22 protein-coding genes are annotated in these 26,513 nt (G+C 64.1%); 13 read left to right on the top strand and 9 right to left on the bottom strand.

What is annotated here, in order from left to right; all coding sequences use genetic code 11:
- The first annotated feature begins 116 nt into the window (after positions 1-116).
- Positions 117-542 (top strand): DUF1330 domain-containing protein, encoded by a 426-nt coding sequence (locus tag ACPPVR_RS41220; protein WP_426612201.1) that lies wholly within the window; start codon positions 117-119, stop codon positions 540-542.
- A gap of 235 nt (positions 543-777) precedes the next feature.
- Here the strand turns inward: ACPPVR_RS41220 and ACPPVR_RS41215 are convergent, their stop codons facing one another.
- The 3 genes from ACPPVR_RS41215 to ACPPVR_RS41205 all read right to left on the bottom strand — a co-directional run bounded on the left by ACPPVR_RS41215 (position 778) and on the right by ACPPVR_RS41205 (position 3,902).
- Complete coding sequence (locus tag ACPPVR_RS41215) at positions 778-2,004, bottom strand: ABC transporter substrate-binding protein (RefSeq protein WP_426612200.1); 1,227 nt, start codon at positions 2,002-2,004, stop codon at positions 778-780.
- A 178-nt stretch (positions 2,005-2,182) separates the two neighbouring features.
- Positions 2,183-3,409 carry an ABC transporter substrate-binding protein gene (locus tag ACPPVR_RS41210; protein ID WP_426612199.1) on the bottom strand — a complete coding sequence of 409 codons (1,227 nt, stop codon included), beginning with the start codon at positions 3,407-3,409 and terminating at the stop codon, positions 2,183-2,185.
- Between the two features lie 136 nt (positions 3,410-3,545).
- Positions 3,546-3,902: a DUF1304 domain-containing protein gene (locus ACPPVR_RS41205; RefSeq protein ID WP_426616289.1), complete on the bottom strand. Its 357-nt coding sequence runs from the start codon at positions 3,900-3,902 to the stop codon at positions 3,546-3,548.
- Positions 3,903-3,999: 97 nt separating this feature from the next.
- Here ACPPVR_RS41205 and ACPPVR_RS41200 point away from each other — a divergent pair, with 97 nt between their 5' ends.
- Positions 4,000-4,530, top strand: coding sequence for a methylated-DNA--[protein]-cysteine S-methyltransferase (locus tag ACPPVR_RS41200; RefSeq protein WP_426612198.1), 531 nt, complete (start codon positions 4,000-4,002; stop codon positions 4,528-4,530).
- Positions 4,531-4,550: 20 nt separating this feature from the next.
- Here ACPPVR_RS41200 and ACPPVR_RS41195 read toward each other — a convergent pair whose 3' ends face one another.
- Positions 4,551-7,340 (bottom strand): [protein-PII] uridylyltransferase, encoded by a 2,790-nt coding sequence (locus tag ACPPVR_RS41195; protein WP_426612197.1) that lies wholly within the window; start codon positions 7,338-7,340, stop codon positions 4,551-4,553.
- 186 nt (positions 7,341-7,526) lie between these two features.
- Here ACPPVR_RS41195 and ACPPVR_RS41190 point away from each other — a divergent pair, with 186 nt between their 5' ends.
- The 5 genes from ACPPVR_RS41190 to ACPPVR_RS41170 all read left to right on the top strand — a co-directional run bounded on the left by ACPPVR_RS41190 (position 7,527) and on the right by ACPPVR_RS41170 (position 11,623).
- Entirely contained in the window at positions 7,527-8,498 is a 972-nt protein-coding gene (locus tag ACPPVR_RS41190) for an aliphatic sulfonate ABC transporter substrate-binding protein (protein WP_426612196.1), read from the top strand.
- Between the two features lie 78 nt (positions 8,499-8,576).
- Complete coding sequence (locus tag ACPPVR_RS41185; protein WP_426612195.1) at positions 8,577-9,422, top strand: ABC transporter permease; 846 nt, start codon at positions 8,577-8,579, stop codon at positions 9,420-9,422.
- A gap of 4 nt (positions 9,423-9,426) precedes the next feature.
- The gene (locus ACPPVR_RS41180) at positions 9,427-10,212 is read left to right on the top strand and encodes an ABC transporter ATP-binding protein (RefSeq protein ID WP_426612194.1); all 786 of its coding nucleotides are present in this window, start codon (positions 9,427-9,429) and stop codon (positions 10,210-10,212) included.
- Positions 10,213-10,279: 67 nt separating this feature from the next.
- The gene (locus ACPPVR_RS41175) at positions 10,280-10,789 is read left to right on the top strand and encodes an OsmC family protein (RefSeq protein WP_426612193.1); all 510 of its coding nucleotides are present in this window, start codon (positions 10,280-10,282) and stop codon (positions 10,787-10,789) included.
- Positions 10,790-10,831: 42 nt separating this feature from the next.
- Positions 10,832-11,623 carry a hypothetical protein gene (locus tag ACPPVR_RS41170; protein ID WP_426612192.1) on the top strand — a complete coding sequence of 264 codons (792 nt, stop codon included), beginning with the start codon at positions 10,832-10,834 and terminating at the stop codon, positions 11,621-11,623.
- A 47-nt stretch (positions 11,624-11,670) separates the two neighbouring features.
- On the opposite strand, the gene ACPPVR_RS41165 is transcribed toward ACPPVR_RS41170, so the two are convergent.
- Positions 11,671-14,496 carry an autotransporter outer membrane beta-barrel domain-containing protein gene (locus ACPPVR_RS41165; protein WP_426612191.1) on the bottom strand — a complete coding sequence of 942 codons (2,826 nt, stop codon included), beginning with the start codon at positions 14,494-14,496 and terminating at the stop codon, positions 11,671-11,673.
- A gap of 299 nt (positions 14,497-14,795) precedes the next feature.
- A complete protein-coding gene (mutS, locus tag ACPPVR_RS41160) occupies positions 14,796-17,534 on the bottom strand; it encodes a DNA mismatch repair protein MutS (RefSeq protein ID WP_426612190.1) in 2,739 nt (912 codons plus the stop codon).
- A 216-nt stretch (positions 17,535-17,750) separates the two neighbouring features.
- Between mutS and pcaF the strand changes: the two genes are divergently transcribed.
- The 5 genes from pcaF to ACPPVR_RS41135 all read left to right on the top strand — a co-directional run bounded on the left by pcaF (position 17,751) and on the right by ACPPVR_RS41135 (position 22,461).
- The gene (gene pcaF / locus ACPPVR_RS41155) at positions 17,751-18,959 is read left to right on the top strand and encodes a 3-oxoadipyl-CoA thiolase (RefSeq protein ID WP_426612189.1); all 1,209 of its coding nucleotides are present in this window, start codon (positions 17,751-17,753) and stop codon (positions 18,957-18,959) included.
- A gap of 50 nt (positions 18,960-19,009) precedes the next feature.
- Entirely contained in the window at positions 19,010-19,903 is an 894-nt protein-coding gene (locus ACPPVR_RS41150) for a dioxygenase (RefSeq protein ID WP_426612188.1), read from the top strand.
- Positions 19,904-20,013: 110 nt separating this feature from the next.
- Entirely contained in the window at positions 20,014-20,715 is a 702-nt protein-coding gene (pcaH, locus tag ACPPVR_RS41145) for a protocatechuate 3,4-dioxygenase subunit beta (protein ID WP_426612187.1), read from the top strand.
- Between the two features lies 1 nt (position 20,716).
- Positions 20,717-21,307 (top strand): protocatechuate 3,4-dioxygenase subunit alpha, encoded by a 591-nt coding sequence (gene pcaG, locus ACPPVR_RS41140; protein ID WP_426612186.1) that lies wholly within the window; start codon positions 20,717-20,719, stop codon positions 21,305-21,307.
- 92 nt (positions 21,308-21,399) lie between these two features.
- Positions 21,400-22,461, top strand: coding sequence for a phosphotransferase (locus tag ACPPVR_RS41135; RefSeq protein ID WP_426612185.1), 1,062 nt, complete (start codon positions 21,400-21,402; stop codon positions 22,459-22,461).
- A 187-nt stretch (positions 22,462-22,648) separates the two neighbouring features.
- Here ACPPVR_RS41135 and ACPPVR_RS41130 read toward each other — a convergent pair whose 3' ends face one another.
- The 3 genes from ACPPVR_RS41130 to ACPPVR_RS41120 are packed head-to-tail and all read right to left on the bottom strand — an operon-like array spanning position 22,649 to position 25,860.
- Positions 22,649-24,205, bottom strand: a complete 1,557-nt coding sequence (locus ACPPVR_RS41130; protein WP_426612184.1) for an MDR family MFS transporter — start codon at positions 24,203-24,205, stop codon at positions 22,649-22,651.
- Between the two features lie 16 nt (positions 24,206-24,221).
- Positions 24,222-25,385, bottom strand: a complete 1,164-nt coding sequence (locus ACPPVR_RS41125; RefSeq protein ID WP_426612183.1) for an HlyD family secretion protein — start codon at positions 25,383-25,385, stop codon at positions 24,222-24,224.
- Positions 25,378-25,860 (bottom strand): MarR family winged helix-turn-helix transcriptional regulator, encoded by a 483-nt coding sequence (locus ACPPVR_RS41120; protein ID WP_426612182.1) that lies wholly within the window; start codon positions 25,858-25,860, stop codon positions 25,378-25,380. The genes ACPPVR_RS41125 and ACPPVR_RS41120 overlap by 8 nt, the downstream gene beginning before the upstream one ends.
- 156 nt (positions 25,861-26,016) lie before the next feature.
- Here ACPPVR_RS41120 and ACPPVR_RS41115 point away from each other — a divergent pair, with 156 nt between their 5' ends.
- On the top strand, positions 26,017-26,511 hold the full coding sequence (locus ACPPVR_RS41115) for a Fur family transcriptional regulator (protein WP_426612181.1): 495 nt from the start codon (positions 26,017-26,019) through the stop codon (positions 26,509-26,511).
- Positions 26,512-26,513: the final 2 nt, after the last annotated feature.

Genomic DNA, 26,513 nt, shown 5'->3' with positions numbered 1-26,513 from the left:
AAGGCCCGGTTACCCAGAGCTTAACGCGTGATTAGGAGGTGCGGCATTCGCTGGCCGCAGTTCCCCTCGTTTGACGCCGGAGCTAGGATCGCCGGCATAAAAAAGAGGGAGCTCGCATGGGCCATATCGATCCGACCAAGGAGATTTTCGCGCAATTCCGGGAGACCGCCCGCCCGGGCCCGATCCACATGCTCAATCTGGTGCGCTTGCGCAAAGAGGCAGCCTATCCGGAAGGACGGAAAGCTTCCGGCGCGGAAGCCTATGCGGCCTATGGTCGCGAGAGCGGCCCGGTGTTCGAACGCCTCGGCGGCCGCATCATCTGGCAAGGCAGGTTCGAGCTGATGCTGATCGGCCCCGAGACCGAGCGCTGGGACCATTGCTTCATCGCCGAATACCCAAGCGTTAACGCCTTCGTCGAGATGATCCGCGACCCCGTCTATCGCGAAGCGGTGAAGCATCGACAGGCGGCAGTGGAGGATTCGCGGCTGATCCGGCATGCGGTGTTGCCGGTGGGGAAGAACTTTGGGGAGATACCGGCGTAGGTGCAATCGGCGACCTGTTTCTCCGTCATCCCCGCGCAACGGCGAAGCCGTTGTCGCTGGAGGTGCGAGCTCTTGCGTGCGAGCCTCGAAGGATGCACGGCCACCAGCAGGCTATCGCCCTTCGAGGGCCGCGGAAGAGGCGGCCACCTCGGGGTGACGGTGATGGATTGAGCAAAGATCAAAAAAAATCGGCGGCCGGGAGGCCGCCGATCGCATTTCAGAATTCGGGCAACCACTAACCCGCAGGACCCGCATCCTCCAGGATCGGGCCGAACAGCTCCCAGCGTTCGCCGTTGAACTTCATCATCTGAAGCTGCTTGTTGACGCGGTAGTCGGTCGGCGAGGTGTTGGCCTTGATGCCGGGCAGCGCGGTGTCACTGGCGACGTCCTTCAGCGACGTGGCCTGCTTCATGACGTTCTCGCGCGTCAGGTCGTCGCCGCACTGCTTCAGCACATGGACCAGGAGCTGCGCCGTGCTGTAGCCATAGGTGTTGAAGTTCGAATCCTTGTCGCCGTCCGGATAGTACTTGGCCATGAAGTCGAAATACCTCTTCAGGCCGGCGTCGTCCTTCCACGTCGGATCGAGCGGTTCCTTGCCGTAGTTGACGCTGATCAGGCCTTTGGCGGCATCAAGGCCTGCGGGCTTTAGCACCGCACCGACCGAGGTGGCGTTGATGTCGACGATCTGCACTGGATGCCAGCCCATTTCGGCGATCTTCTTGATCGCCTGCGCTGCCTGCTTCGGTGTCGTCGCACTGAAGAACAGGTCTGCGCCGGCGTCCTTGACCTTGAGGATCTGCGAGTCGACGGTGGGGTCGGACACTTCGTAGGACGCTTCGGTTATGATCATCTTGGCGGCCTTGTCGCCGAGGCCGGCCTTGAGGCCATTCAGATAGTCCTTGCCTAGGTCGTCGTTCTGGTAGAGCACGCCGATCTTGGCGTTCGGGTATTCCTTCAGGATGTACTGGCCGTAGATGCGGCCCTCGACGAAGTAGTTGGGATTGAAGCCCATCGTCCACGGGAAGTTCTTCGGGTCGGTGAACCTCGAGGCGCCGGTCGCCGCGAACAGCTGCGGCACCTTCTTTGAATTGAGATATTTCTGGACGGCCGCATTCACGGGCGTGCCGATGATCTGGAAGGTCAGGAGCACCTCGTCGCTCTCGACGAGCTTGCGGATCTGCTCCACGGCTTTCGGCGGCGAATAGGCGTCGTCATACTGGATCAGATTGATCTTGCGACCATTGATGCCGCCCTGGTCGTTGATCATCTTGAAATAGGCAGCCTGGGTCTTGCCGATCGACGAATAGGCCGACGCCGGTCCCGAAAACGGCATGGTCTGGCCGACCTTGATCTCGGTGTCGCTAGCGCCCGGATCATATTTCTTCTGGGCATTGGTCGCTGAGAATGACAGCGCCAAAGCCAGCGCCGTACCCGTGGCCAGATGCAGAATTCCATTCCTCATTCGCAATTTCCTCGATTTGTTATTGCCGATGGTCTGCCGCACGCGCTGTTGCGCGCCCGACGCCGTCGCTGTGCGGGAGTGTGGAGGAGGTGTTGTTGCAACGCAAGGTGGGGAAGCGCCCGTAATTCGTAGGGTGGGTTACGCTTCGCGAACCCACCCTACGCTCTCGTCCGAGCGACTAACCCGCCGGCCCCGAATCCTCGATGATCGGGCCGAACAGCTCCCAGCGTTCGCCGTTGAACTTCATCATCTGCATCTGCTTGTTGACGCGATAATCGTTCGGCCCGGTGTTGATATTGATGCCGGGCAGCGCGAAGCTCGGGGTGAAGTCCTTGATGTTGGCGACCTGCTTCATGATGTTCTCGCGCGACAGGTCGTCGCCGCATTGCTTCAGCACCTGGACCAGCAGCTCGGCCACCGAATAGGCGTAGGTGTTGACGGTGTTGAGCTTGTCACCGTCGGGGAAATACTTGTCCATGAAGGCGAAGAAGGCCTTCACGCCCGGATCGTCCTTCCACTGCGGATCGCCCGGCTCCTTGCCATATTGGGTCGAGATGATGCCCTTGGAGATGTCGAGGCCGGCTGGCTTCAGCGTCGCCGAGATCGGGCTCGCATTGATGTCGACGATATGCACCGGCGTCCAGCCAAGGTCGGCGAGCTTCTTGATCGCCTGCGCCGCGAATTTCGGCGTCGAGGCATCATAGAACAGGTCGACGCCCATCGACTTCAGCTTGACCACCTGCGAGTCCACCGTCGGATCGGTCACCTCGTAGGAGACCTCGCCGACGATCATGCTGGCGGCCTTGTCGCCGAGGCCGCTCTTGAGGCCCGCGAGATAGTCGCGGCCCATGTCGTCGTTCTGGTAGAGCACGCCGATCTTGGCGTTCGGATGCTCCTTGAGAATGTACTTCGCGTAGATGCGTCCCTCGGACAAATAGTTGGGATTGTAGGCGATGGTCCAGGGATAGTTCTGCGGATCGTTGAAGCGTGCCGCGCCGGTGGACGCCAGCAGCTGCGGCACTTTCTTGCCGTTGAGATATTTCTGAACGGCAGCGTTCGCGGCCGTGCCGATGATCTGGAAGGTGAACAGCACCTCGTCGCCTTCGACGAGCTTGCGGACCTGCTCGACCGTCTTCGGCGGCGAATAGGCGTCGTCATACTGGATCAGGTTGATCTTGCGGCCGTTGATGCCGCCCTGATCGTTGATCATCTTGAAGTAGGCGGCCTGGGTCTTGCCGATATTGGCATAGACGGAATAGGGGCCGGAGAACGGTACGGTCTGGCCGATCTTGATCTCAGTGTCGCTCGCGCCGATGTCGTATTTCTTCTGGGCGAGGGCCTGGCTGGCGGAGAACGCGAAGGCGAGCGCCGCCGTAGCAGCTAGGAAGGCTCTGCGATTGCTCATGTTGGGTTGTTCCTCCTGACGGAATTTTCCGGTCGATGATCTTTTCCCGTTGGTTGCCAACGGTCGCCATCGCTGCCGAAGAGTGTGGAGGAAGGGCAGGCCGCGCGCAAGGATCGCGGCGCTGCGCCGTAGCGTCTCAGGCCAGGAACAAGACAATCAGCGCGATTGCAGCCGGCAGCGCCTGCACGATCAGGATGCGTGTGCTGACGGTCATGGCACCATAGGCGCCGGCCACGATCACGCAGAGCAGGAAAAACGCCTTGATCTGGAACGCGAAGGCCGGATTGCCGTCCACGAGGCCCCAGATCAGGCCGGCGGCCAGGAAGCCGTTATAGAGGCCCTGATTGGCGGCCAGCACTTTCGTGATCTCGGCCTTCTCCGGCGTGTTGTGGAATGTCTTCAAGCCCAGCGGCTTGTCCCAGAGAAACATCTCGAGGATCAGGAAGTAGGCGTGCAGTGCGGCGACCAGCGCCACCAGGACATTGGCGATCAGAATCAAGTTGAGCCCCCCAAAAGCCTCAGCTTTCGGGTGGACGTTAGCATGGACGGCGTGGCAAGTGCGACGTGTGTTTCGATGCAAAGGTGTCGCAATGGCCGGCCGATCAGCGCGTGCTCCCGAAAGCTTTGGCCTCGATCGACTGGCGACGCCGATCGGTACCGCGCTGCTCGTGACCGATGCCGAGGGCGCGCTGCGCGCGCTCGACTGGGACGACTACGAGCACCGGATGCGCGAATTGCTGCGGCTGCATTACGGCGCGGTGGATCTGCGCGAGCAGGCCGCGCCGGCTGCGATGAAGGCTGCACTGTCGGATTACTTTCAGGGCGACCTTGCGCAGCTCTCATCGATCGCGTGGCGCATCGCCGGCACACCGTTCCAGCAAAAGGTCTGGACCGCGCTTGCGCAAATCCCTGTCGGCACGACACTGAGCTATGGCACGCTCGCTGCAAAGATCGAGATGCCCAAAGCCATTCGCGCGGTCGGCCACGCCAACGGCTCCAACCCGATCAGCGTGGTGCTGCCCTGTCACCGCCTGATCGGCGCGGATGGTTCGCTGGTGAAATATGGCGGCGGTCTCGAGCGCAAACGCTGGCTGCTCAGGCATGAGGGAGTGGAGGTTTAGCGGCGCGGCGCGCCGCTACCTCACGCCGCCGGCTGATCCGCCTTGTCGCCCGCCATCACATGGGTCAGCGCGCTCTTGATCGCGGCCTGGCGGGTCGGCGCGTTGATCTGCGCGCCGAGCAGGTCGGTGACGTAGAACACGTCGCGGGCGCGCTCGCCGAAGGTCGCGACATGGGCGGATGCAATGTTGAGGTTGAGCTTCGAGATCGCAGTCGTCAGTTCGTAGAGCAGGCCCGGGCGGTCGAGGCCGGACACCTCGATCACGGTGTAGCGGTCGGACCATTGGTTGTTGATGGTCACTTCCGGCTCGATCACGAAGGGGCGCGCCTTGCTGCGCACGGTGCGCCGCGCCACCACCTCCGGCAGGCGGAGCTTGCCTTCGAGCACGTCCTCGATCATCTCGCCGATGCGGGTGGCGCGCCGGCCCTCGTCCTCGTCGCGGTCGTATTCCCTGGAGATCGAGATGGTGTCCAGCGCGCGGCCGTCGGTCGTGGTGTAGATCTGGGCGTCGACGATGTTGGCGCCGGCCGAGGCGCAGGCGCCAGCGATGATCGAGAGCAGCCAGGGATGGTCGGCGGCGAAGATCGTCAATTCGGTGACGCCGCGGACTTCGTCGAAGCCGACATTGATTGCGAGCTTGTGGCCGGCCTGTTCGCTCGAACGCACGAAGCGCGCGTGGCGGATCTTTCGCGCCAGCTCGACCTTGAGCCAATAGGCCGGATAGTGCCGGCCGATATAGGCATCGAGCTCGTCACTCGGCCATTCGGCGAAAGCCATGCGGAACTCGGCATGTGCGGCGATGAGGCGTTTTCCGCGGTCGACTTCCGAGAAGCCACCGGTCAACACCGGCTCGGTCTCGTAGTAAAGAGAGCGCAAGAGCTGTGCCTTCCAGCCGTTCCACACGCCGGGGCCGACGCCGCGGATGTCGGCGGTGGTGAGGATCGTGAGCAGCTTCATCTGCTCGACCGACTGCACCACGGCCGCAAAATTCTCGATGGTCTTGCGATCGGAGAGGTCGCGCGACTGCGCGACCGTGGACATGGTCAGATGTTCCTCGATCAACCAGGCCACGAGCTCGGTGTCGGCCGCGCTGAAGCCGAGCCGCGGGCAGAGCCGGCGCGCGACTTTGGCGCCTGCAATCGAGTGATCCTCCGGCCTTCCCTTGGCGATGTCGTGCAGCAGCGTCACGATGTAGATCACCGAACGATGCTCGGGGCGGATCTTGCGCATGAGGTCGCTGGCGAAGGTGAACTCCTCGATGCCGCCGCGCTCGATATCCTGAAGAAAGCCGACGCAGCGGATCAGATGCTCGTCGACGGTGTAGTGATGATACATGTTGAACTGCATCATCGAGACGATCTTGCCGAAGGCGCGGATGAAATGGCCGAGCACGCCGGTCTCGTTCATCCGGCGCAGCACGATCTCGGCGTTGTCGGAGGTCAGGATCTCCATGAACAGCCGGTTGGCTTCGGGGTTTTCGCGCATCTGAGCGTTGATCAGGCCGAGCGAGCGCGTCACGTCGCGCATCGCATCCGGGTGGAAGGCGAGGTTGTTCTTCTGCGCCAGGCGGAAGATGCGGATCAGATTGACCGGATCGTGCTTGAAGACATCGGGCGCGGCGACGTTGATGCGGTTGTTGTCGACGATGAAGTCGTCGCTGTCGGGAACGCGCCGCTTCACGGGGGTGGGGCGCAGCCGCGCCATCATCCGGCTCAGCACCGGCGCGGGCTTGGCCTGCTGGTCCTCGAGCTTGGCGCAGAGGATCGCGGTGAGGTTGCCGACTTCCTTGGCGACCAGGAAGTAGTGCTTCATGAAGCGCTCGACGTCCTGCATGCCGGGATGCGAGGTGTAGCCGAGGCGGACCGCGATCTCGCGCTGGAGGTCGAAGGACAGGCGCTCCTCGGCGCGGCCAGAGTAGAAATGCAGATTGCAACGCACTGACCAGAGGAAGTCGGCGCAGCGGCGGAAGGTACGGTACTCCTGCGCGTCGAACACGCCGCGCTCGGCCAGCTCGTCGGTGTCGCGCACGCGATAGACGTATTTGGCAATCCAGAACAGCGTGTGCAGGTCGCGCAAGGCACCCTTGCCGTCCTTGACGTTCGGCTCGACCAGATAGCGTGACTGGCCGCCGCGGCGATGACGTTCTTCACGCTCGGCGAGTTTTGCGGTGACGAATTCGGACGCTGTGCCCTGCACCACTTCCTTGTCGAAGCGCGCGACCAGCTCGTCATAGAGCGGCTGGTCGCCCGTGAGGAAGCGCGTCTCCAGGATCGCGGTGCGGATGGTCATGTCGCCGCGTGCCTGGCGGATCGATTCATCGACCGAGCGCGTGGCGTGACCGACCTTCAACCCCATGTCCCAAAGACAATAGAGGATCGCCTCAGCCACCTGCTCGCCCCATGCGGTCTGCTTGTAGGGAAGGATGAAGAGCAGATCGATGTCGGATTCCGGCGCCATCAGGCCGCGGCCATAGCCGCCGGTCGCGACCACCGCCATGCGTTCGGCGCCGCTCGGGATCGGCGAGCGGTAGAGATGACGGGTCGCCGCCGAATAGAGGATGCGGATGATCTCGTCCTGGACGTGGCACAGCCGCTCGGCGCAGCGCCTTCCGTGACGGTCCTTCAGCAGGATCGTTTGCGCTGCCGCGCGCGCCGCCATCAGTTCGGCCTTGAGCAATTGCGCGGTCGCGGTGCGGAAGGCGTCCTCGCGCCCCTGGTGCTTTTCGGCAAGCGCATCGACCGCGGCGGTGATCCGCGCGGTGTCGAAGCGATCATCCACCTCAGCCTTGTGCTCAGTCGTGACGCTGTCCATGTCTCACCGGATATAAGAGGTGGCAGGCGCTGTCACCCGCCATTCTCTGGCAATAGTCGTTCCATGCTTAAAAACGCCCGCTTTGGGCAAAGTTGTTCTCGGTCGATGCGCTTTCAAGGTGGGATTTTCTGGTTGACCTCTAGATATAACTCATTGAAAAACAATGAAATTCGGAGGAGGCCGGGCATGATCAGGATTTCACGACGCATTCTGTTGGCGGGAGCCGTGGCGCTCGCTGTGGCCCCCGGGGCAAGGGCTGCGGATCCGCTCAAGGAAATCCGCATCGACTGGGCGACCTACAATCCGGTGTCGCTGGTGCTGAAGCAGAAGGGGCTTCTGGAGAAGGAGTTCGCCAAGGACGGCATCACCATTACCTGGGTGCAGTCGGCCGGTTCGAACAAGGCGCTCGAATTCCTCAATGCCGGCTCGATCGATTTCGGCTCGACCGCGGGCTCGGCGGCGCTGGTCGCCCGCATCAACGGCAACCCGATCAAGTCGATCTATGTCTACTCGCGTCCCGAATGGACGGCGCTGGTGACGGGCAAGGACTCCAAGATCGCAAGTGTCGCCGACCTCAAGGGCAAGCGCGTCGCGGTGACGCGCGGCACTGATCCGCACATCTTCCTGGTGCGCGCGCTGTTAGGTACGGGCCTCACCGAAAAGGACATCACGCCGGTGCTGCTCCAGCACGCCGACGGCAAGACTGCGCTGATCCGCGGCGATGTCGATGCCTGGGCCGGCCTCGATCCGATGATGGCGCAGGCCGAGGTCGAGGAGGGCGCGGAACTCTTCTACCGCAAGGCCGACGCCAACACCTGGGGCATCCTCAATGTGCGCGAGCAGTTCTTGAAGGACTATCCGGACGCCGCCCGCCGTGTGCTCGCGGTTTACGAGGACGCGCGAAAGTATTCGCTGGCGAATTACGATGATCTCAAGAAGACCTTCATCGCCGTGACGAAGCTTCCCGAGGCCGTCGTCGACAAGCAGCTCAAGGAGCGCACCGAACTCACCCACAGCCGCATCGGCGCGCCCCAGCGCGACTCGATCCTCGCTGCGGGTCTTGCCTTGCAGCAGGCGGGCGTCGTCGACGCCAAGGTCGACGTGAAGGCGACGCTGGACGCCCTGATCGACGACCAGGTCCCGCTGCCGACGAATTGATCGTTACCCTCCCCTGCCCTCCAGGGGAGGGCAAGAGGCGCCCTTGCATTCCCTAACAAGACGCGCTTCCTACCGGCCATGAGCTCCGACGCGCCAGTCCTGCAGCAATCTTCGGAACCGGCCGAGAGCGCCGCCGCGCCCTCGCAGCTGTCGCGCTATGCGCGGCCGATGCTGTCACTGCTGCTGCCATTGATCCTCGCGCTTGGCTGGGAACTCATCGTCTGGCTTGGCTGGTCGAACGGACGGCTGGTGCCGCCGCCCTCGCGGGTCTTTGCCACCATCGCTGATCTCGCCCGCTCCGGCGAACTGATCCGCCACATCGCCGCAACGTTGTGGCGCGTCGGTCTCGGCTTCGCGTTCGGCGTCGCCGCGGGCACTTTGCTTGGCTCCATCTCCGGCTACTGGTCGCTGGCGCGCCGGCTGCTCGATCCAACCGTGCAGGCGCTGCGCGCGATCCCCTCGCTCGCCTGGGTGCCGCTGTTCATCCTCTGGCTCGGCATCTTCGAAACGTCGAAGATCGCGCTGATCGCGGTTGGTGTCTTTTTCCCGGTCTATCTCGGTGTGATGGGCGCGATCTTGACGGTCGATCGCAAGATCGTCGAAGTCGGACGCACCTTCCGTCTCTCCGGTCCCGCCATGATCCGCCGCATCCTGCTGCCGGCGGTGCTGCCGGCCTATGTCGTGTCCCTGCGTGTCGGCCTGGGTCTGGGATGGATGTTCGTGGTGGCGGCCGAATTGATCGGCGCCTCCGAAGGCCTCGGCTATCTCCTGCTCGACGGTCAGCAGCTCGGCAAGCCCGCGCAGATCCTGGCTGCGATCGTGATCTTCGCCATCCTCGGCAAGCTCACGGACTGGCTGATCGAAGTCGGGGCCGCGCCGTTCCTGCGCTGGCAGGACGCCTTCGGCCGCGCGAAGGGAACCTGACGCGATGCTGGCGCTCGACCGGGTCAGCAAGACCTATCCCAACGGCGTGCATGCGCTGGCGCGCTTCTCGGCCGACATCAAGCAGGGCGAGATCGTCGCCATCATCGGCGGCTCCGGCTGCGGCAAGTCCACGCTGCTCCGCGCCATCGCCGGCCTCGATCGGGCAAGCTCAGGCACCGTGACGCTCGACAGCGAGGCGATCGCAGCGCCCCATGCCAAGATCGGCATCATCTTCCAGGAGCCGCGGCTTTTGCCCTGGCTCAGCGTCGCCGACAATATCGGTTTTGGACTTGCCGATTTGCCCGCCGCCGAGCGGCGTGAAAAAGTGGCGCGTGCGCTCGCCCGCGTCGGCCTCGCCGACAAGGCGCAGGCATGGCCGCGCGAGCTCTCGGGCGGGCAGGCCCAGCGCGTCGCGATCGCCCGCGCGCTGGTGCCGCAGCCCGAAGTGCTCTTGCTCGACGAGCCCTTCTCCGCGCTCGACGCCTTCACCCGCCGCGACCTTCAGGATCATCTGCTCGATCTCTGGGCCGACACGCGGCCGACCTTGATCCTCGTCACACATGACGTCGACGAAGCCGTGGTGCTGGCCGATCGTGTGCTAGTGATGCGGCCGCGGCCGGGCCGTATGTTCGACCAGATCGAGATCAATCTGGGACGCCCGCGCGACCGCAATTCGGCGCTGTTCGAGAATTTCAAACGAAGTGTGCTGACGTCACTCGACCGTTCGCTCGACCGCAACGTCCCCGACCGTGACGCAACCCAGGGTCCCGGTCAGGCCATGTGGTGGTGACATTCTCTCCCTAAGCCGGTACATCGCAAGGGTACGTTGAGAGGCGTATTTTCCGGGAGAGAACAAGATGGACGCCGCAGAACTGCGCCAGATGCAGGCCCCGATCAAGGAACGCTACAAGACTGACCCCAAGACCGCGCTGATCACGTTGAAGGCTAAGGGCTCAACGGATGGCGAAGGCATCGCCTGCAAGGTCGAGACCGGCCGCGCCATCGCGATGGCAGGTCTGCATCCCGCGACCGGCGGCTCCGGCCTCGAGCTTTGCTCCGGCGACATGCTGCTCGAGGCGCTGGTCGCCTGCGCCGGCGTTACGCTGAAATCGGTCGCGACCGCGATCGAGGTTCCGCTCAAGACCGCTAACGTCTATGCCGAGGGCGATCTGGATTTCCGCGGCACGCTCGGCGTCGACAAGGAGACCCCGGTCGGCTTCGCCGAGATTCGCCTGCGCTTCGAGGTCGACACGCCGGCGCCGCAGGACAAGCTCGATCTCTTGCTCAAGCTCACCGAGCGCTATTGCGTGGTCTATCAGACCATCAAGAACGGCCCGAAGGTTTCGGTGTCGATGCAGCGGATGTGAGTCTCTTACCCTCCCCCTTCAGGGGAGGGTAACAAGAAAAAAATGTCCCTCGACCTCCAGCTCATCCTCCTCCTCTTCTTGCGCATGGCGATCGCGGCGGCGTTCGTCGTGTCGGCTTCTGCTATCACCGAGCGCTCGGGGCCGGTGATCGGCGCACTGGTTGCGACCCTGCCGGTCTCCGCCGGTCCGTCCTACGTCTTCCTCGCGCTCGATCATGACGCCGCTTTCATCGCCCAGGGTGCGCTGTCGAGCCTTCCGGTCAACGCGGCAACGATCTTCATGGGCCTCACCTATGTCGTGCTGGCGCAGCGGCGCAGCCTGCTGGTGAGTTGCGGAAGCGCGGTCGCGGTCTGGATCGTGCTCGCCTCGATCATCAAGCAGTTCGACTGGTCGCTCACCGCCGGGCTCGCCGTCAATCTGATCGCGTTCGGCATCTGCATTCCGCTGCTCGCGGGCTATCGTCATGTGAAGATGCCGCTGGTGACGCGCCGCTGGTACGACATTCCGATGCGGGCGGCGCTGGTCGCGACCCTCGTTGCCATCGTGGTCTCGACCTCGGGCTGGGTCGGCCCGCGCATCAGCGGCATCATCGCGCTCTATCCGGTGGTGTTCTCCAGCATGATGGTGATCCTGCACCCGCGCATCGGCGGTCCGCCGACCGCCGCCGTGCTTGCGAATTCCGCCTGGGGCCTGCTCGGATTCGGCATGGCGATCGCGGTGTTGCATGTCGGCGCCGCCAATTTCGGCTCGGCGATCGGGCTCAGCCTCGCGCTCACGACCTGTATCGTGTGGAATTTGACGCTGTGGTGGAATGGACGACGCAAGAAGCGCTGAAGTGCATACCATGCGGAGCGCACGCGTCTGATGCGCCGGAGATCAACTCACCAGCTATATCGAACACCTGCGGTGGCCTTAGCGCCCCGGGGACCGGCATTGATCGTGCTGCCGACGCCGAACTGATAGCCGCCCTGGGCGTAGACGCTGAAGCTCCTGCCGAACTTCCCGGTGCAGCCGACGAACGCCTCGACTGTCTGCATGTTCTCCTTCAATTGCACCTGGTCGACGCCAAAATTGGTGGTCGCGTCCGCGCCCCAGCCGCGCCAATAGTTTACGCCGACGTAAGGCTGCCAGAGCGTCCCGTTGCTGGCTTGGAAATTCCACTGGCCGCGCAGGCCGAGTCGACCGATCGGGCCCGAGGTGGTGCCCATCCCGACCTGGCCTAATCCGTCATTGGCATCGTCGAATGCGACCCGCTGCCAGATAATCTGGACCTGCGGCTCGAGCGTGAAGCCCGCGCCGAGCGGCAGCGGGATCGGATAGCCCGTTTCCAGCGAGGCAGCCAAGCCGGTGCCCTTGATCGGCAATTGCGAGAATTGCGTGGTGGCGTTGCCGCGATAGAGCGTTACTTGCAGGATCGCGTCGAGATACCAGCCGGTCGGTCCGTAATGCGTCCAATAGCCGCCGGCCGAATAGGCCTCGATATCGTTGGTCCCCGTGGGTGTCAGCATGTAGCCGGTGACGGTCGGGTTGGTGACGAGCCCTGTCACGTTGGCCGACGCTTGGGTATAGGCAAAGTAGAGACCGGCGGAGTCGCGATGACCCGGAATCGTACTGCCGCGCCAGAGATCAACGCCGCCTTGGAAGCCAGCCAGCCAGCCGCTGGCGCGCGGATCGGCAAAGGCTCGAGAATGGCCATTGATCTGCTGACCGAACATTCGCGCCCAGTCCGAGCGGTCCCAACCATTGGGATCGGTGCCCGCGTTGAACAGGGTCATGGTGTCGCCGATCCGCTGGTTGAGCGTGCCAAGTGTTGTCAGACCTATTTGGCGCGCCATCGGTTGAACGGATCCATAGGTCGCAAGTTCGGGCCCGATGATTGGGTGGGTGCCGGGCGGCAGAATAGGTCCTGGCGGGTCGGGAGGCAGGACTCCACCGCCTCCATCGCCTCCGCCTCCCCCGGTCGTGAACGTTGAGCGCAGGAACCAGTCATTGGGATCGGTGCCGGCAACGGGGCCTCCACGGAAAAGAAAATAGTCGAAGGCGCCGCCACGCACTTCGCCAGCGAGCGCGAACGCGCCGGCTGCGGTCTTGCCGCCGTTTATCACCTGAACCACCTGGATGCCGTTCCCGGTCGTCTCGGCGCCGGGACCGGTGGTGTTGGTGATTTTGAGCCGCGATGTGCCCGAAGCATTGCCGCCGTTGATGACGAGCATGTCCGAGGGCGAGCCGTCAGTGCCAAGGAACGTATTCAGTCCGATCCGACCGTTCGCGCCGGTGTAATTGGTCACGGTCAGCGTCTTGTAGCTCGACAGTTGTGTCGGGTCGCCGGTTGGCGGGGTGAAGTTAATCGTGCTGTTGTCGTTGGTGAGGTTGGTTGCGGTCGAATTGCCGGTCATCCTCCAGCGGGTCTGCAGCGCAAGATTGATCGTGCTGGTGCTGCCGCTCTGGGTCGAGATCACTCCGCCCAAGGTCGATCCCTGCGCGTTGAATGTCGTGGCGCTTCCCGATACCGCTTCGAGCAGAGTGTTATTGTTTTTGATCGCGACCGCGTTGTTAAGGCTGATGTTGGCCGTGGCGCCCTGAACCGAGAAGGAGGCGGCGCTCGCCACGATTGTCGCGTTGCTGTACAGCAATGCATTGGCACTCCCGCCGTTGTTGAACAGAAAGCCGTAGCCGCCGTTGCCCGAAGCCGTCACGTTCGTGCCGGCCATTGTTGCAGTACCACCGTTCTGCAACAGCCCGCCCGCACCGTTCTCGACGGATACCGAGCCGCCTGTTGTGATGACGGCACCACCATTTGCCGCGCCAACCCCCGCATCTCCACCGCTCCCTGTGACGGTGACCGCAACGTCGCTTGCGATGACCGCACTTCCTGCTCCAGTTGCTCGAAGTCCCGTCTCGCCACCACCGCCACCCAGAACTGATACGCTGCCGCCCATCAGCGTCACCTGGCCGCCTGAAGCGGCGTTGGCGCCGACATCGCCGCCGCCCGTGCCTACCAAGATGCTGACGCCGGTCGCGGAGATCGCACTGTTGGCACCTGTTGCCGACAAGCCGGTGTTCCCACCACCACCCGAGAATGTGATGCTACCCCCGGTGAGTTGGATATTGCCGCCCGACTGGGCGCTGACCGCGGTAATACCGCCCGAGCCACCCATCGAAAGGGTCAAGCCATCGGCAATGATGCGGCTTCCTGTACCGCTGGCGAGCAGTGCGGAGGGAATCCCGCCAAAGGCCACGGTGAGTGAGGAACCGGGTGTGAACTGGATAAGCCCGCCCGCCAGCGCCTGCACCAGACTCTGGCCGCCACCATTGGGCCAGACCACAGTGATGCCGTTCGCTATGATTGTGGCGTTGTTGGCGCTCATGGCGATCGCGCCGCCTCCGCCATCGTTCTGAAGCAGGATGCCGTTGGCGACGATGCGGGCGCCGCTCGCGGCTCCCAATCCGAGGCCGCTCGCCGTCACGGGTCCATTGACGGTGACGACAGAGTTGGTTGCCGCGCTGATCCCCGTTCCGAATCCGTGGGCTGTGACCGCGGCATTTGTCGTGACGGCGGCGCTGTTCGTCGCGGCTACGGCTGTTCCGAAGCCGACGGTTACCGGAGTGCTGACCGTGCATGGCGCGCCGCCATTTTGCGCAATGCCGCCGTTCGAGGGTGATGTGGTGCATTGCGCGCGGACAGTTGGCGGGGCACCGACAAGCATCCCGCAGATCATAATCGTCAGTATGCCGACACGCAGACGGCGAAGCCCAGAGAAGAGCGGCGCGAGACTTTGAAGAGCTGCACCAAGCTTGCGCACGTTCACCTACAGTCGGTCACGCAATCGAATCGCGAGCCGAGGGCAACGATCAAGGCGCAAACCGCCGCAAATATGGAAACAGCGCGGCCTATTGATTATGGCGGGCCACTGTCGCTCGCGAGCCACCCACTAGACAGCATCGCTGACTTACATGGAACTCGCGGAATCCGTGTCGCGCTTTCTGCACGATCATCCGGTTCGGGCTACGGCTTCGGCAGCTTGGCCTTCAGCGCATAGAGCGCCTCGAGCGCTTCGCGCGGGGACATCTCGTCGGGGTGCAGCGCTTTCACTGCGTCCATCAGAAGTTCGGCCTCGCTCGGCGGCGCAGCTTCGGCTGCGGCGCGCGAGGGCACGGCGAACAGCGGCAGATCGTCGGCGAGCGCGCGTGCGGTCTGGCCGCGATCTTGCGCCTCTAACTTGGCCAGCACGGATTTGGCGCGCGTGATCACGGCCGGCGGCAGGCCTGCGAGCTTGGCCACTTGAATGCCGTAGGAGCGGTCGGCCGAGCCCGGCAGCACCTCATGCAGGAACACGACATTGCCCTGCCACTCCTTCACCCGCACCGTGGCGTTGAACATCCGCGGCAGTTTGGCCGAGAGCGCGGTCAGCTCGTGATAATGCGTCGCGAACAGCGTGCGGCAGCGATTGCTCTCGTGCAGATGCTCGATCGCGGCCCAGGCGATCGAGAGGCCATCGAAGGTGGCGGTGCCGCGGCCGATCTCGTCGAGGATCACGAGCGCGCGCTCGCCGGCCTGGTTGAGGATCGCCGCGGTCTCGACCATCTCCACCATGAAGGTGGATCGACCGCGGGCGAGATCGTCGGCGGCGCCGACGCGCGAGAATAGGCGGTCGATGATGCCGATCCGCGCGCGCGTGGCGGGCACGAAGCTGCCGATCTGGGCGAGCAGCGCAATCAGCGCGTTTTGGCGCAGGAAGGTCGATTTGCCGGCCATGTTGGGGCCGGTGAGCAGCCAGAGCTGGCCGGACTTTTGCGCAGGTCCTGGCGAGAGATCGCAGGCATTGGCGATGAATGGCTCGCCATTGCGCTTGAGCGCTTGCTCGACCACGGGATGGCGGCCAGCCTCGATCGCAAAACCGAGGGAGGAATCCACCTCGGGCCGCACGTAATTGTCGTCGACGGCGAGCTTGGCGAGCGAGGTCGCGACATCGAGCAGCGCAAAGGCATGGGCAGCGGCGCGCAAATCATCGCTGATCGCCAGAGCCTTCGCGCAGAGCCGGTCGAAGATTTCGAGCTCGAGCCCGAGCGCGCGGTCGCCAGCGTTGGCGATCTTGGCCTCGGTCTCGCCCAGCTCCGAGGTGGTGAAGCGCACCTGACCTGCCAGCGTCTGGCGATGGATGAAGGTCGCATTCAGCGGCGGCGACATCAGCTTGTCGCCATGCTGCGCGGTGACCTCGACGAAATAGCCGAGCACGTTGTTGTGCCGGATCTTGAGGCCCTTGACGCCCGTGTTGTCGGCGTAGCGCGCCTGCATCGAGGCCACGACCAGGCGCGATGCGTCGCGCAGGTTTCGTGTTTCGTCGAGCGCGGGCTCGTAGCCCTGGCGAACGAAGCCGCCGTCGCGCTTGATCAGCGGCAGCTGCTCGTCGAGCGCGCTGGCAAATTCTGCCGCGAGCTCGCGCGACGGACGTTGCAGTGCGGCCATCACGGCTACGAGTTCCTGCGGTGGCTGGTCGAGTTCGCCGAGCCGCGCCAGCGTCTGGTCGGCGGCGATGATGCCATCGCGCAGGCCGGCGAGATCGCGCGGGCCGCCGCGGCCGACCGAGAGCCGCGCCAGCGCGCGCGACATGTCGGGTGCGCCGCGCAGGATGCTGCGGATGTCCTCGCGGGCCGCAGAATCGGCAACGAAGGCGCTGACGGCGTCGAGCCGCCGGGCGATTGCTATTGCATCCGTCAGCGGCGCGGCGAGCCGCTGCGCCAGCAGACGCGAGCCGGCCGACGTCACCGTGCAGTCGATGGCGTCGAGCAGCGAGCCGCGGCGTTCGCCCGCGAGTGTCCGCGTCAGTTCGAGATTGGCGCGCGTCGCCGGATCGATCGCCATGGTCGCGCCGGAGGCTTCGCGCGCCGGCGGCGACAGCGGCGGATGCTTGCCGACCTGGGTGCGGTCGACATAGGTGACGGCAGCGGCGGCAGCCGTGGCTTCGAGCCGCGACAACTGCGCCAGCCCGTCCATGGTCGCAACGGCAAAATAATCGCACAGGCGCTTCTCGGCGGTGGCGCCGTCGAAGACGTCGCGGGTCAGCGGCGTCACCGCCGGCAGTTCGCGCAAGGTTTGCCCGAGCTCGCTGTCGTTGTAGAGCGCGTCGGCGACGATCGCCTCGTTCGGGTTGATGCGTGCCAGCGTTGCGGCGAGCTCGCCGCCCGAACATTCCAGCACCATGAATTCGGCGGTCGAGATGTCGATCCAGGCGAGACCAAAGCGATCACCACCGGTAGACGAACGCGCACGCGCAATCGCCAGCAGGTAATTGTTGGCGCGCGCGTCGAGCAGGTTGTCCTCGGTCAGCGTGCCCGGCGTCACCAGCCGCACCACGCCGCGCCGCACGACGCTCTTGTTGCCGCGCGCCTTGGCCGCGGCAGGGTCCTCGGTCTGCTCGCACACCGCGACCCGGTGGCCGGCGCTGATCAAGCGGTGCAGATAATCCTCGGAGCGCTCGACCGGCACGCCGCACATCGGGATATCCGCGCCCTGATGCTTGCCGCGCTTGGTCAGCACGATACCGACCGTCTTCGAGGCGATCTCGGCATCCTCGAAGAACAGCTCGTAGAAATCGCCCATCCGGTAGAACAGCAACAGGCCTTGATGCGCCGCCTTGATTTCGAGGTACTGTTCCATCATCGGCGTGACGCGCGCGGCGGCGTCCGCCTGCGGCGCGGCCGTGGGTTCGGGGTCTGGCGCGGGAATGGGCTGTTGCATGGTCATAGGCGGCGCAACCTACAAAATTTCGCACCTCGCTCCTATCGCTTTGGCCGGCGAGGGGAGGTTTTCCACGTTGTCCGCACCGCGGCATGCGTTGCGGACGCCGGTCCCCTGCAAATCGCGCGCGAAACCGTCAATTGACCTGCCGCGGGCGCGCTCCTAAAACTCCGCCGGAATTGAAGAAATTTGGCCGGACCGCGGCATTCAGGGAGAACAACGATGCGTGACGTCTTTATCTGCGATGCCGTGCGGACCCCGATCGGCCGCTTCGGCGGTTCACTTGCCAAGGTGCGCGCCGATGACCTGGCGGCTGCCCCGATCAAGGCGCTGATGGCGAAGCACCCGAGCCTTGATTGGGCGCAGGTGGACGAAGTTTTCTTCGGCTGTGCCAACCAGGCTGGCGAGGACAACCGTAACGTCGCACGCATGGCGCTGCTGCTCGCAGGGCTCCCGGATTCGGTTCCCGGCCAGACCCTGAACCGGCTCTGCGCGTCCGGCCTCGATGCGGTCGGTGCGGCGGGCCGCGCCATCCGCTCCGGCGAGATCGAGCTTGCGATCGCGGGCGGCGTCGAATCCATGACCCGCGCGCCCTTCGTGATGGGCAAGGCGCAGGAAGCGTTCTCGCGCTCCGCCGAGATTTTCGACACCACCATCGGCTGGCGCTTCATCAATCCGCTGCTCAAGGCGCAATACGGCGTCGACGCGATGCCGGAGACCGGCGAGAACGTCGCCGAGGAATTCCAGGTCTCGCGCGCCGACCAGGATGCCTTTGCGATCCGCTCGCAGCAGCGCGCAGGCGCCGCGATTGCCGCTGGCTATTTCGCCGAGGAGATCACGCCGATCATCATTCCCGGCGGCAAGGCCGGGCCGATCACGGTCGACAAGGACGAGCATCCGCGTCCCGAGACCACGCTCGAAGCCCTCACCAAACTGAAGCCGATCGTGCGCAATCCCGGCACGGTCACCGCCGGCAACGCCTCCGGCGTCAATGACGGTGCGGCCGCGATGATCCTGGCGTCCGAGGCTGCCGTGAAGAAGCACGGCCTCACGCCCCGCGCGCGCATCCTCGGTCTCGCCTCGGCCGGCGTGCCGCCGCGCATCATGGGCATCGGGCCCGTGCCCGCGACCCGCAAGCTGATGGAGCGCCTCGGCAAGAAGATCAGCGATTTTGACCTGATCGAGCTGAACGAAGCCTTCGCTTCGCAGGGCATCGCCTGTATGCGCCAGCTCGGCGTCGCCGACGATGCTGATTTCGTCAATCCGCATGGCGGCGCGATCGCCCTCGGCCATCCGCTCGGCATGAGCGGCGCGCGCCTCGCACTGACCGCCGTACACGGCATGGAAAAGCGCGGCGGCAAGCTCGCGCTCGCCACCATGTGCGTCGGCGTCGGCCAGGGTGTTGCGGTTGCGATCGAGAAGCTGAACTAAGCTCTCGCCCTCTCCCCGCTCGCGGGGAGAGGGCTTTCAGGGATCATCTCATGATCATCGAGCGCGAGCAGGACGTCACGGCCGCGGCATTGGCGGTGATGGAGCGGACGTCCGATCCGCGGCTGCGCCAGATCATGGTCTCCCTGGTCAAGCACCTGCACGCCTTCGTCCGCGATGTTCGCCTGACCGAGGCGGAGTTCCGCGATGCGACCGCGATCGTGGCCGAACTCGGCAAGCTTTCGACCGACACGCATAATGAAGTCGTGCTGATGGCTGGCTCGCTCGGCGTCTCCCCGCTGGTGTGCCTGCTCAACAATGGCGATCAGGGCAACACGGAAACGGATCAGTCGCTGCTCGGACCGTTCTGGCGCCTGAACTCGCCGCTGATGGAGAATGGCGGATCGATCGTCCGCTCCGAGACGCGGGGGGCGCCGTTGTTCGTCAGTGGCCGCGTCGTGGACAAGGACGGCCGCCCGGTCGCCGGCGCGGAGGTCGACGTCTGGCACGCTTCGCCGGTCGGTCTCTATGAGAACCAGGATCCCGAGCAGGCCGACATGAACCTGCGCGGCAAATTCACGACCGACCAGGATGGGCGCTTCGCCTTCCGCTCGGTGATGATGATTGGCTATCCGATTCCGACCGATGGCGTGGTCGGCCGCCTGCTGAACGCGCAGAGCCGGCATCCCTATCGTCCCGCGCATCTGCACGCGCTGTTCTTCAAGCCCGGATTCAAGGTGCTGATCTCGCAGGTCTACGACCCCGCCGATCCGCACATCGACAGCGACGTGCAATTCGGCGTGACACAAGCGCTGATCGGCAAGTTCCTGCGCCACGACTCGCCGCATCCGAGCGCGGCCGACGTCGCGACGCCCTGGTATTCACTCGACCACACCTACCGGCTGGCGGCCGGAGAGGCCGTGCTGCCGCGGCCGCCGATCAAATAGCGTCGGGCGCAGGAGACCCGCTAAACCCGCTTCCCTAGATTAGTTATATTCTATAATGATTGGCTGAAGCGTTGACCGGCTGACCAAAATGGCCGGGGAGGAGTTCGCCCATGACACTGATCTATCCCGTCGACAGCAACAAGGCGCATCCGCTGCCGCTGTCGCCCGAATACAAGAGCTCGATCAAGCGCGCGCCGAACAAGCCCTTGATCCCGATGCACCATACGCTGTCGGAATTGACCGGCCCGGTCTACGGCCACGAGACCGTGCGCGATGGCGACGACGACCTTACCACCCAGCACACAGGCGAGCCTATCGGCGAGCGCATCATCGTGCACGGCCATGTTCGTGACGAGGACGGCCGCGGCGTGCCGAATTCGCTGGTCGAGATCTGGCAGGCCAATTCCTGCGGCCGCTACGTCCATGTCCGCGACCAGCATCCGGCACCGCTCGATCCGAATTTTACCGGCGCGGGCCGCACGCAAAGCGACGCGTCCGGCTACTACCGCTTCGTCACCATCAAGCCCGGCGCCTATCCGTGGGGCAATCATCACAATGCCTGGCGTCCGGCGCACATCCATCTCTCGGTGTTCGGCCATTCCTTCGTCACGCGGCTGGTGACGCAGATGTATTTCCCGAACGACCCGCTGTTCCCGTTCGACCCGATCTTCAACTCGGTGCCGGATGAGAAGGCGCGGATGCGGATGGTGTCGTCGTTCGACTTGGAGAATACCAAGCCCGAATGGGCGCTGTGCTACCGCTTCGACATCGTGCTACGCGGCAAGAACGCCACCCCTATGGAGAACCATTAAGGTGCAGGACAACGGTATCACCCCATCGCAGACCGTCGGTCCGTTCTTCAAATACGGCCTGACGCCGACCGGCGACTACGCCTGGAACGACGCGTTCACCAACTCGACGCTGACGCCCGACGTCTCCGGTGATCGCGTCCACATTGAGGGCCGTGTGTTCGACGGCGACGGCGCCGTTGTGCCCGATGCCATGCTGGAGATCTGGCAGGCGGACGCGCAGGGCCGCTTCTCCGATCCGCAGGACAAGCGCGCGTTGCCGAATGCCAGCTTCCGCGGCTTTGCCCGCTGCGGCACCGACAAGGACGGACATTATTCCTTCGACACCATCAAGCCGGGCGCGGTGCCGGATCCCGATGGCAAGCCGCAGGCGCCGCACATTGTTTTGGCGGTGTTCGGGCGCGGCATGCTGCGGCATCTCTATACCCGCATCTATTTCAGCGACGAGGCCGGCAATGCCGCCGATCCCGTCTTGGCACTGGTGCCGGCGGATCGCCGCGCGACGCTGATCGCGGTGCGCGAGGCGGGTAAGACGGTCTATCGACTCGACCTGCGTTTGCAGGGCGGCGACGAGACGGTGTTCTTCGACGTGTGACGTCAGCCGCCGCCTTCCTGTGAAGGCGGCGGAGTGCGGCTGGCGCTGCCGGGTGTGATCGTGCAGAATGCGCGCGGCACCCGGGGCGCTTAATGACACCTCTACAACTGCCGGCGGTCGTTGAGCCCGCCCGACTGACGGCTGCACTGCGCAGGGGCGGCGTGCTCGACGCTGGCGCCGTGCGCGAGGTGAAGGTGCTGCATCAGCGCGACACCGTCGTGTCGCACATCATTCGCCTTCGCCTGCGCTATGTCGGCGAATCCGCCGGTGCGCCGCAGACGCTGATCCTCAAGACTGCGAATGCCGCGTTTGCAGAGACGCTTGCCAACGGCGGCCGGCACGAGGTGGCCTACTACACGCAGCTGTCGCCGAGGATGCCGCCCGGACTCGTGCCGCGCTGCTTCGACGGGCATTTCGACGAGGATAGCCAAACCTGGCATCTCCTGCTCGAGGATCTCACCGACAGCCATGCGGTCGCGACGCAATGGCCGCTGCCCCCGTCGCGTTCGGAGACGGCGGCGATCGTCACGACGCTCGCGCGCTGGCACGCAGCATGGTGGGACCATCCGGATCTTGGCGACACCGTCGGGACCTGGGCAAGCGCCGAGGACAGCGCGCAGCACATGGAGACCTTTGCCGGTCATTACGACCGCTTTGCCGATCTGCTCGGTGATCGCCTCAGCGAGGAACGGCGCATCCTCTATCGCCGCCTCATCGATCAGTCGGCTCGACTATCCGAACGCTATCATTCGCGCCGTCATCTCAGCATCACCCATGGCGACGCCCACACCTGGAATTTCCTGCTGCCGCGCGCCGGTGTCACCGATACCGTGCGCGTCTTCGATTTCGATCTCTGGGGCATCAATGTGCCGACCAACGACCTCGCCTACATGATGGCGATGATGTGGTACCCGGAGCGAAGGCAGGCGCTCGAACGGCCGCTGCTCAATCTCTACCACGACACGTTGCTCGACATCGGGATCACCAACTACACGCGCGGCGCGCTCGATCGCGACTATCGCTGGTCGGTGCTCTGGCAGATCACGAGGCCAGTCTGGCAGTGGAGCATCAACATCCCGCCGCTGATCTGGTGGAATAATCTGGAGCGCGTGATGATGGCGGTTGAGGATTTGGGCTGCGAGGAGTTGTTGTAGCAGCTCGCGCAGCAAATTCAGTGTCGTCCCGGCGAAGGCCGGGACCCATAACCACAGGGCATGGTTGTGGGGCGAGCTGGTAACTCCGAATCTTCGCAAAACTATTGCTGCGGCGTATGGGTCCCGGATCGGCGCTTCGCTTGTCCGGGACGACGGAGGAGTATGAGGCGCCGCCGCGTTGTTCGTCCTACTCCATCACCGCATGTTCCGGCCCCGCCGACTGCTTGCGCAGCATGGCCTTGGTCGAGCCGATCATCAGCGCCAGCGGAATGGTGCAGAGGATGAAGAACATCACGAGCTGGTAGTCGTGCGCAAAGGCGATGATCTGCGACTGGATGCTGACCATTCGGTCGGCCATGGCGCGGCCGGCGTCGGTGGAGAGGTTGAGCATGCCGCTGACATCAGGCATCTGGAGCGCGTGATTGAACGGGTTGATGTGCTCGGACAGGATCGCATAGGTCTTGCGCGTGCCCTGGGTCAGCTGGGCGATGACGATGGAGATACCGACCGAGCTCGCGACGTTGCGGAACAGCGTCAGCATCGAGGTGCCGTCGGTACGCAAATGGTTCGGCAGCGTCATGAACGCCACCGTCGAGAGCGGCACAAATACCAAGCCGAAGCCAAAGCCCTGGATCACGCTGACGACGACGATTTCCGGCACCTGGGTCTGGTCGGTCCAGCCGGTCATCTGGAACAGCGACGCCGCCGTCAGCGTCAGTCCGGAGATGATCAGCGTGCGCGCTTCGATGAAGCGCATGATGCGGCCGACCATCATCATGGCGAAGAAAGTCCCGAAGCCGCGGCTCGCAAGCAGCCCGCCCGCGGTCATGATGGGATAGCCGATGACGTTCTGAAGGTAGGGCGAGGCAAGCGCCATGGTCGAGTACAGCACGAGCCCCATCACTGTCATGAAGATGCAGCCGGTGAGGAAGTTGCGGTCTTTGAACAGTGCGAACTGGATAAACGGCCGCGAGGTCGTCAGGGAGTGTGCGAAGAAATAGTAGAAGGCGACGGCGGAGACGGCAAACTCGGTCAGGATTTCGACCGATTCGAACCAGTCGAGCTGCTCGCCGCGGTCGAGCGCGAGCTGGAGCGCGCCGATCCCCACCGCCAGCGCCGCGAAGCCGAGCCAGTCGAATCTGAGGCTGAGATCCTTTTTGGTCTCGTCCATGAAGACGAGTAGCCCGAGCACGGTGATCGCACCGAACGGCAAATTGACGAAGAACACCCAGTGCCAGGAATAGGTCTCGGTCAGCCAGGCACCGAGCGAGGGGCCCATGATCGGCCCCATCATCACGCCCATGCCCCAGATCGACATCGCCTTGGCGCGTTCCTGGAGCGTATAATAGTCGAGCATCACCGATTGCGACAGCGGCACCAGCGCCGCGCCGAACACGCCTTGCAGCAGGCGGAACAGCACCATCTGGTTGATGTCCTGCGCGAGGCCGCACAGCACGGACGCGAAGGTGAAGCCGCCCGCGCAGATGATGAAGATGCGCTTGCGGCCGAAGCGGTTGGAGATCCAGCCCACCGGCGCCGTCATGATCGCGGCGGCGACGATGTAGGAGGTCAAGACCCAGTTGATCTGGTCCTGCGAGGCCGACAGCGTGCCCTGCATGTAGGGCAGCGCGACGTTGGCGATGGTGGTGTCCAGCGCTTGCATGATGGTCGCAGTCATGGCGCAGATCGTCACCATGTTCCGGCGCAGGCCGGGGACCATCAGGCTGGCATTGGGACTGGACATCGGATCAGTCCTTGTCTCAGTCTTTGTCTTGGTTCGCGGTGGCCGACAATCCGAACAGGCCGGCGAGCGAGCGCTGGTGGCCGGTGTCGATGGTGGCATAGACGCTCATGCCGGCCTTTAGCCTCTTCACGTATTTGTCGGTCTCGTCGAAATAGATGCGGACCGGCACGCGCTGCACCACCTTGACGAAATTGCCGGTGGCGTTCTGCGGCGGCAGGATCGCGAATTGCGCGCCTGTGCCGGGCGAGAGCGAGCCGATCTTGCCCTTGAAGACATGGTTCGGGAACGCGTCGACCTCGAGTGTGACCGGCTGGCCTTCGGTGACGTGGGTGAGGTCGCTCTCCTTCGGATTGGCGTCGACCCAGGGATGGGCGACGTCGATGATGGAGAACACCGCCATGCCGGCGGAGACGTAGCGGCCGAGCTGGATCTGCTCGACCTGCGTCGCCACGCCGCTCATCGGCGCGCGCACCACGGCGTGGTCGAGATTGCGCTCGGCGTTGTCGAGCCTGGACTTGGCCTGCGCGTAAGGCGGGAATTTCTCCAGCGGCAGATCGGTGTCGCCGAGCAGTTGCGTCTTGGCCGTCGAAATCTGCTGCTTGACGTATTGCGCGATAGAGCCGGACGTTACCAGTGCGTTCGACGCGTTGTCGAGGTCGAGCTGCGAGCCGTAGCTGTTCTTCACCAGCGACTGCTTGCGTTCGACGTCGCGCTGCTTCAAATCGACGCCCTGCTGGGCGAGGCCAAGCATGTCGCCATAAATCTTGATGTTGGCGCGGAGGTTGTCATAGGTCGACTGCGCCTGCATGACCTGCGCCTTGGCCTCGTCCACCGCGAGGCGGAACGGCACGGGGTCGATCTCGAACAGTTCGTCGCCCTGCTTGACGATCTGGCCCTCTTTCACGACGATCTTCTCGATCTTGCCGGAGATGTCGGGCGTCACCAGCACCTTCTGCGCGCCGACATAGGCATCGTCAGTGCCGACATAGCGGCCGCCATTGAGATAGAAGGTGAAGCCGACGATCGCGACGACGATCGGCAGCACGACCATGAGCAGGAAGCGGCGATAGCGCCGCAGGCCCGCGACCAGGCGGCGACGCGGGTTAGTGCCGGCTTTCTTGGTCGGCTTGCCGCTGTCGATCTTCTGTTCGGGCTGGAATTTGAGAACCTGATCAGCCATAGCGCTGCTCCTTACGCGCTTGTTCCGCTCCGCTACTCTGGATCGCGTTACGCACGTTTTCTTTGATGGATTCGAGTTGGGTGAGGAGACGGTGGGCGTCCGCCGGGCTGATGCCGTCGAGCGCGTTCGCCGTGAGTTCCGACTTAAGGCCGCTCATTTTACCGAGCAGTGCACGGCCGGCCTTCTTCAGATGCAGGCGTTTGACACGGCGGTCCGAGGCGTCATTGCGGCGCTCGATCCAGTCGCTGTGGCAGAGCTTGTCGATCAGGCGGGTCAGCGTGATCGGCTGCATCTCCAAGAGCTCGGCAAGTTCCGATTGTTTCATGCCCTCGCTGCGCTCGACCTTGGCCAGCACCGCCCATTGCGCGCGGGTGATGCCGAAGCGCGATGCCTCCTTGTCGGCATGGACGCGCAAGAGGCGGTAGAGCTCACCGAGCGTGAACAGGAAGTTCTGGTCGACGGACCCGCGGGTCATAAACGTTGTCTCCAATAAGCTTGGCTATAATAAGCAAGCTTATGATTATTTCATGGCGGGTTAGCGCGATGCTGTCCCGCAGCAAAAGCATGGCTGACCGCCACCGCCCCGGTCGTGCTTTGGGTTCCCTGGCCGAAATGCTAGAAGGCAGGCGACATGACCCTCGCCAAGCCGGCATTTCCGACGCCTGACCATGATCACGGCCGCTGCACCGCGGACGCGCTGTCGCATGCCGAGGCGGTTTGCCAGCAACGGGCGCAGAAATTCACGCCGATTCGCCGCCAGGTGTTGGCGGCGCTGCTCGCGAGCCACCGCCCGCTCGGCGCCTATGAGGTGATCGACGAGCTCGCCAAATCGATGCCACGGCCGGCGCCGATCACGGTCTACCGTGCCCTCGATTTTTTGATGACGAACGGCCTCGTGCACCGCATCGAAAGCCGCAACGCCTATCTCGCCTGCGCCGCCCACGACCATGACGCGACCTCCGCGGTGGCGTTCCTGATCTGCGAGCGCTGCGGCCTGGTCGGCGAGATCCCGTCGGGGTCCTTTGCCAAGGACCTCAACGCCGCGGCGCGCAACTCCGGCTTTGCGCCGAAACTGTCCGTGGTCGAGATCACGGGCATCTGCACCCATTGTCAGAAGACGTCTTGAAG

This window comes from Bradyrhizobium sp. McL0616, from assembly GCF_049993385.1.
GTDB lineage: Bacteria > Pseudomonadota > Alphaproteobacteria > Rhizobiales > Xanthobacteraceae > Bradyrhizobium.
The sequence above is the reverse complement of the archived record's forward strand: the minus strand, read 5'-3'. Positions and strand labels throughout refer to the sequence as shown.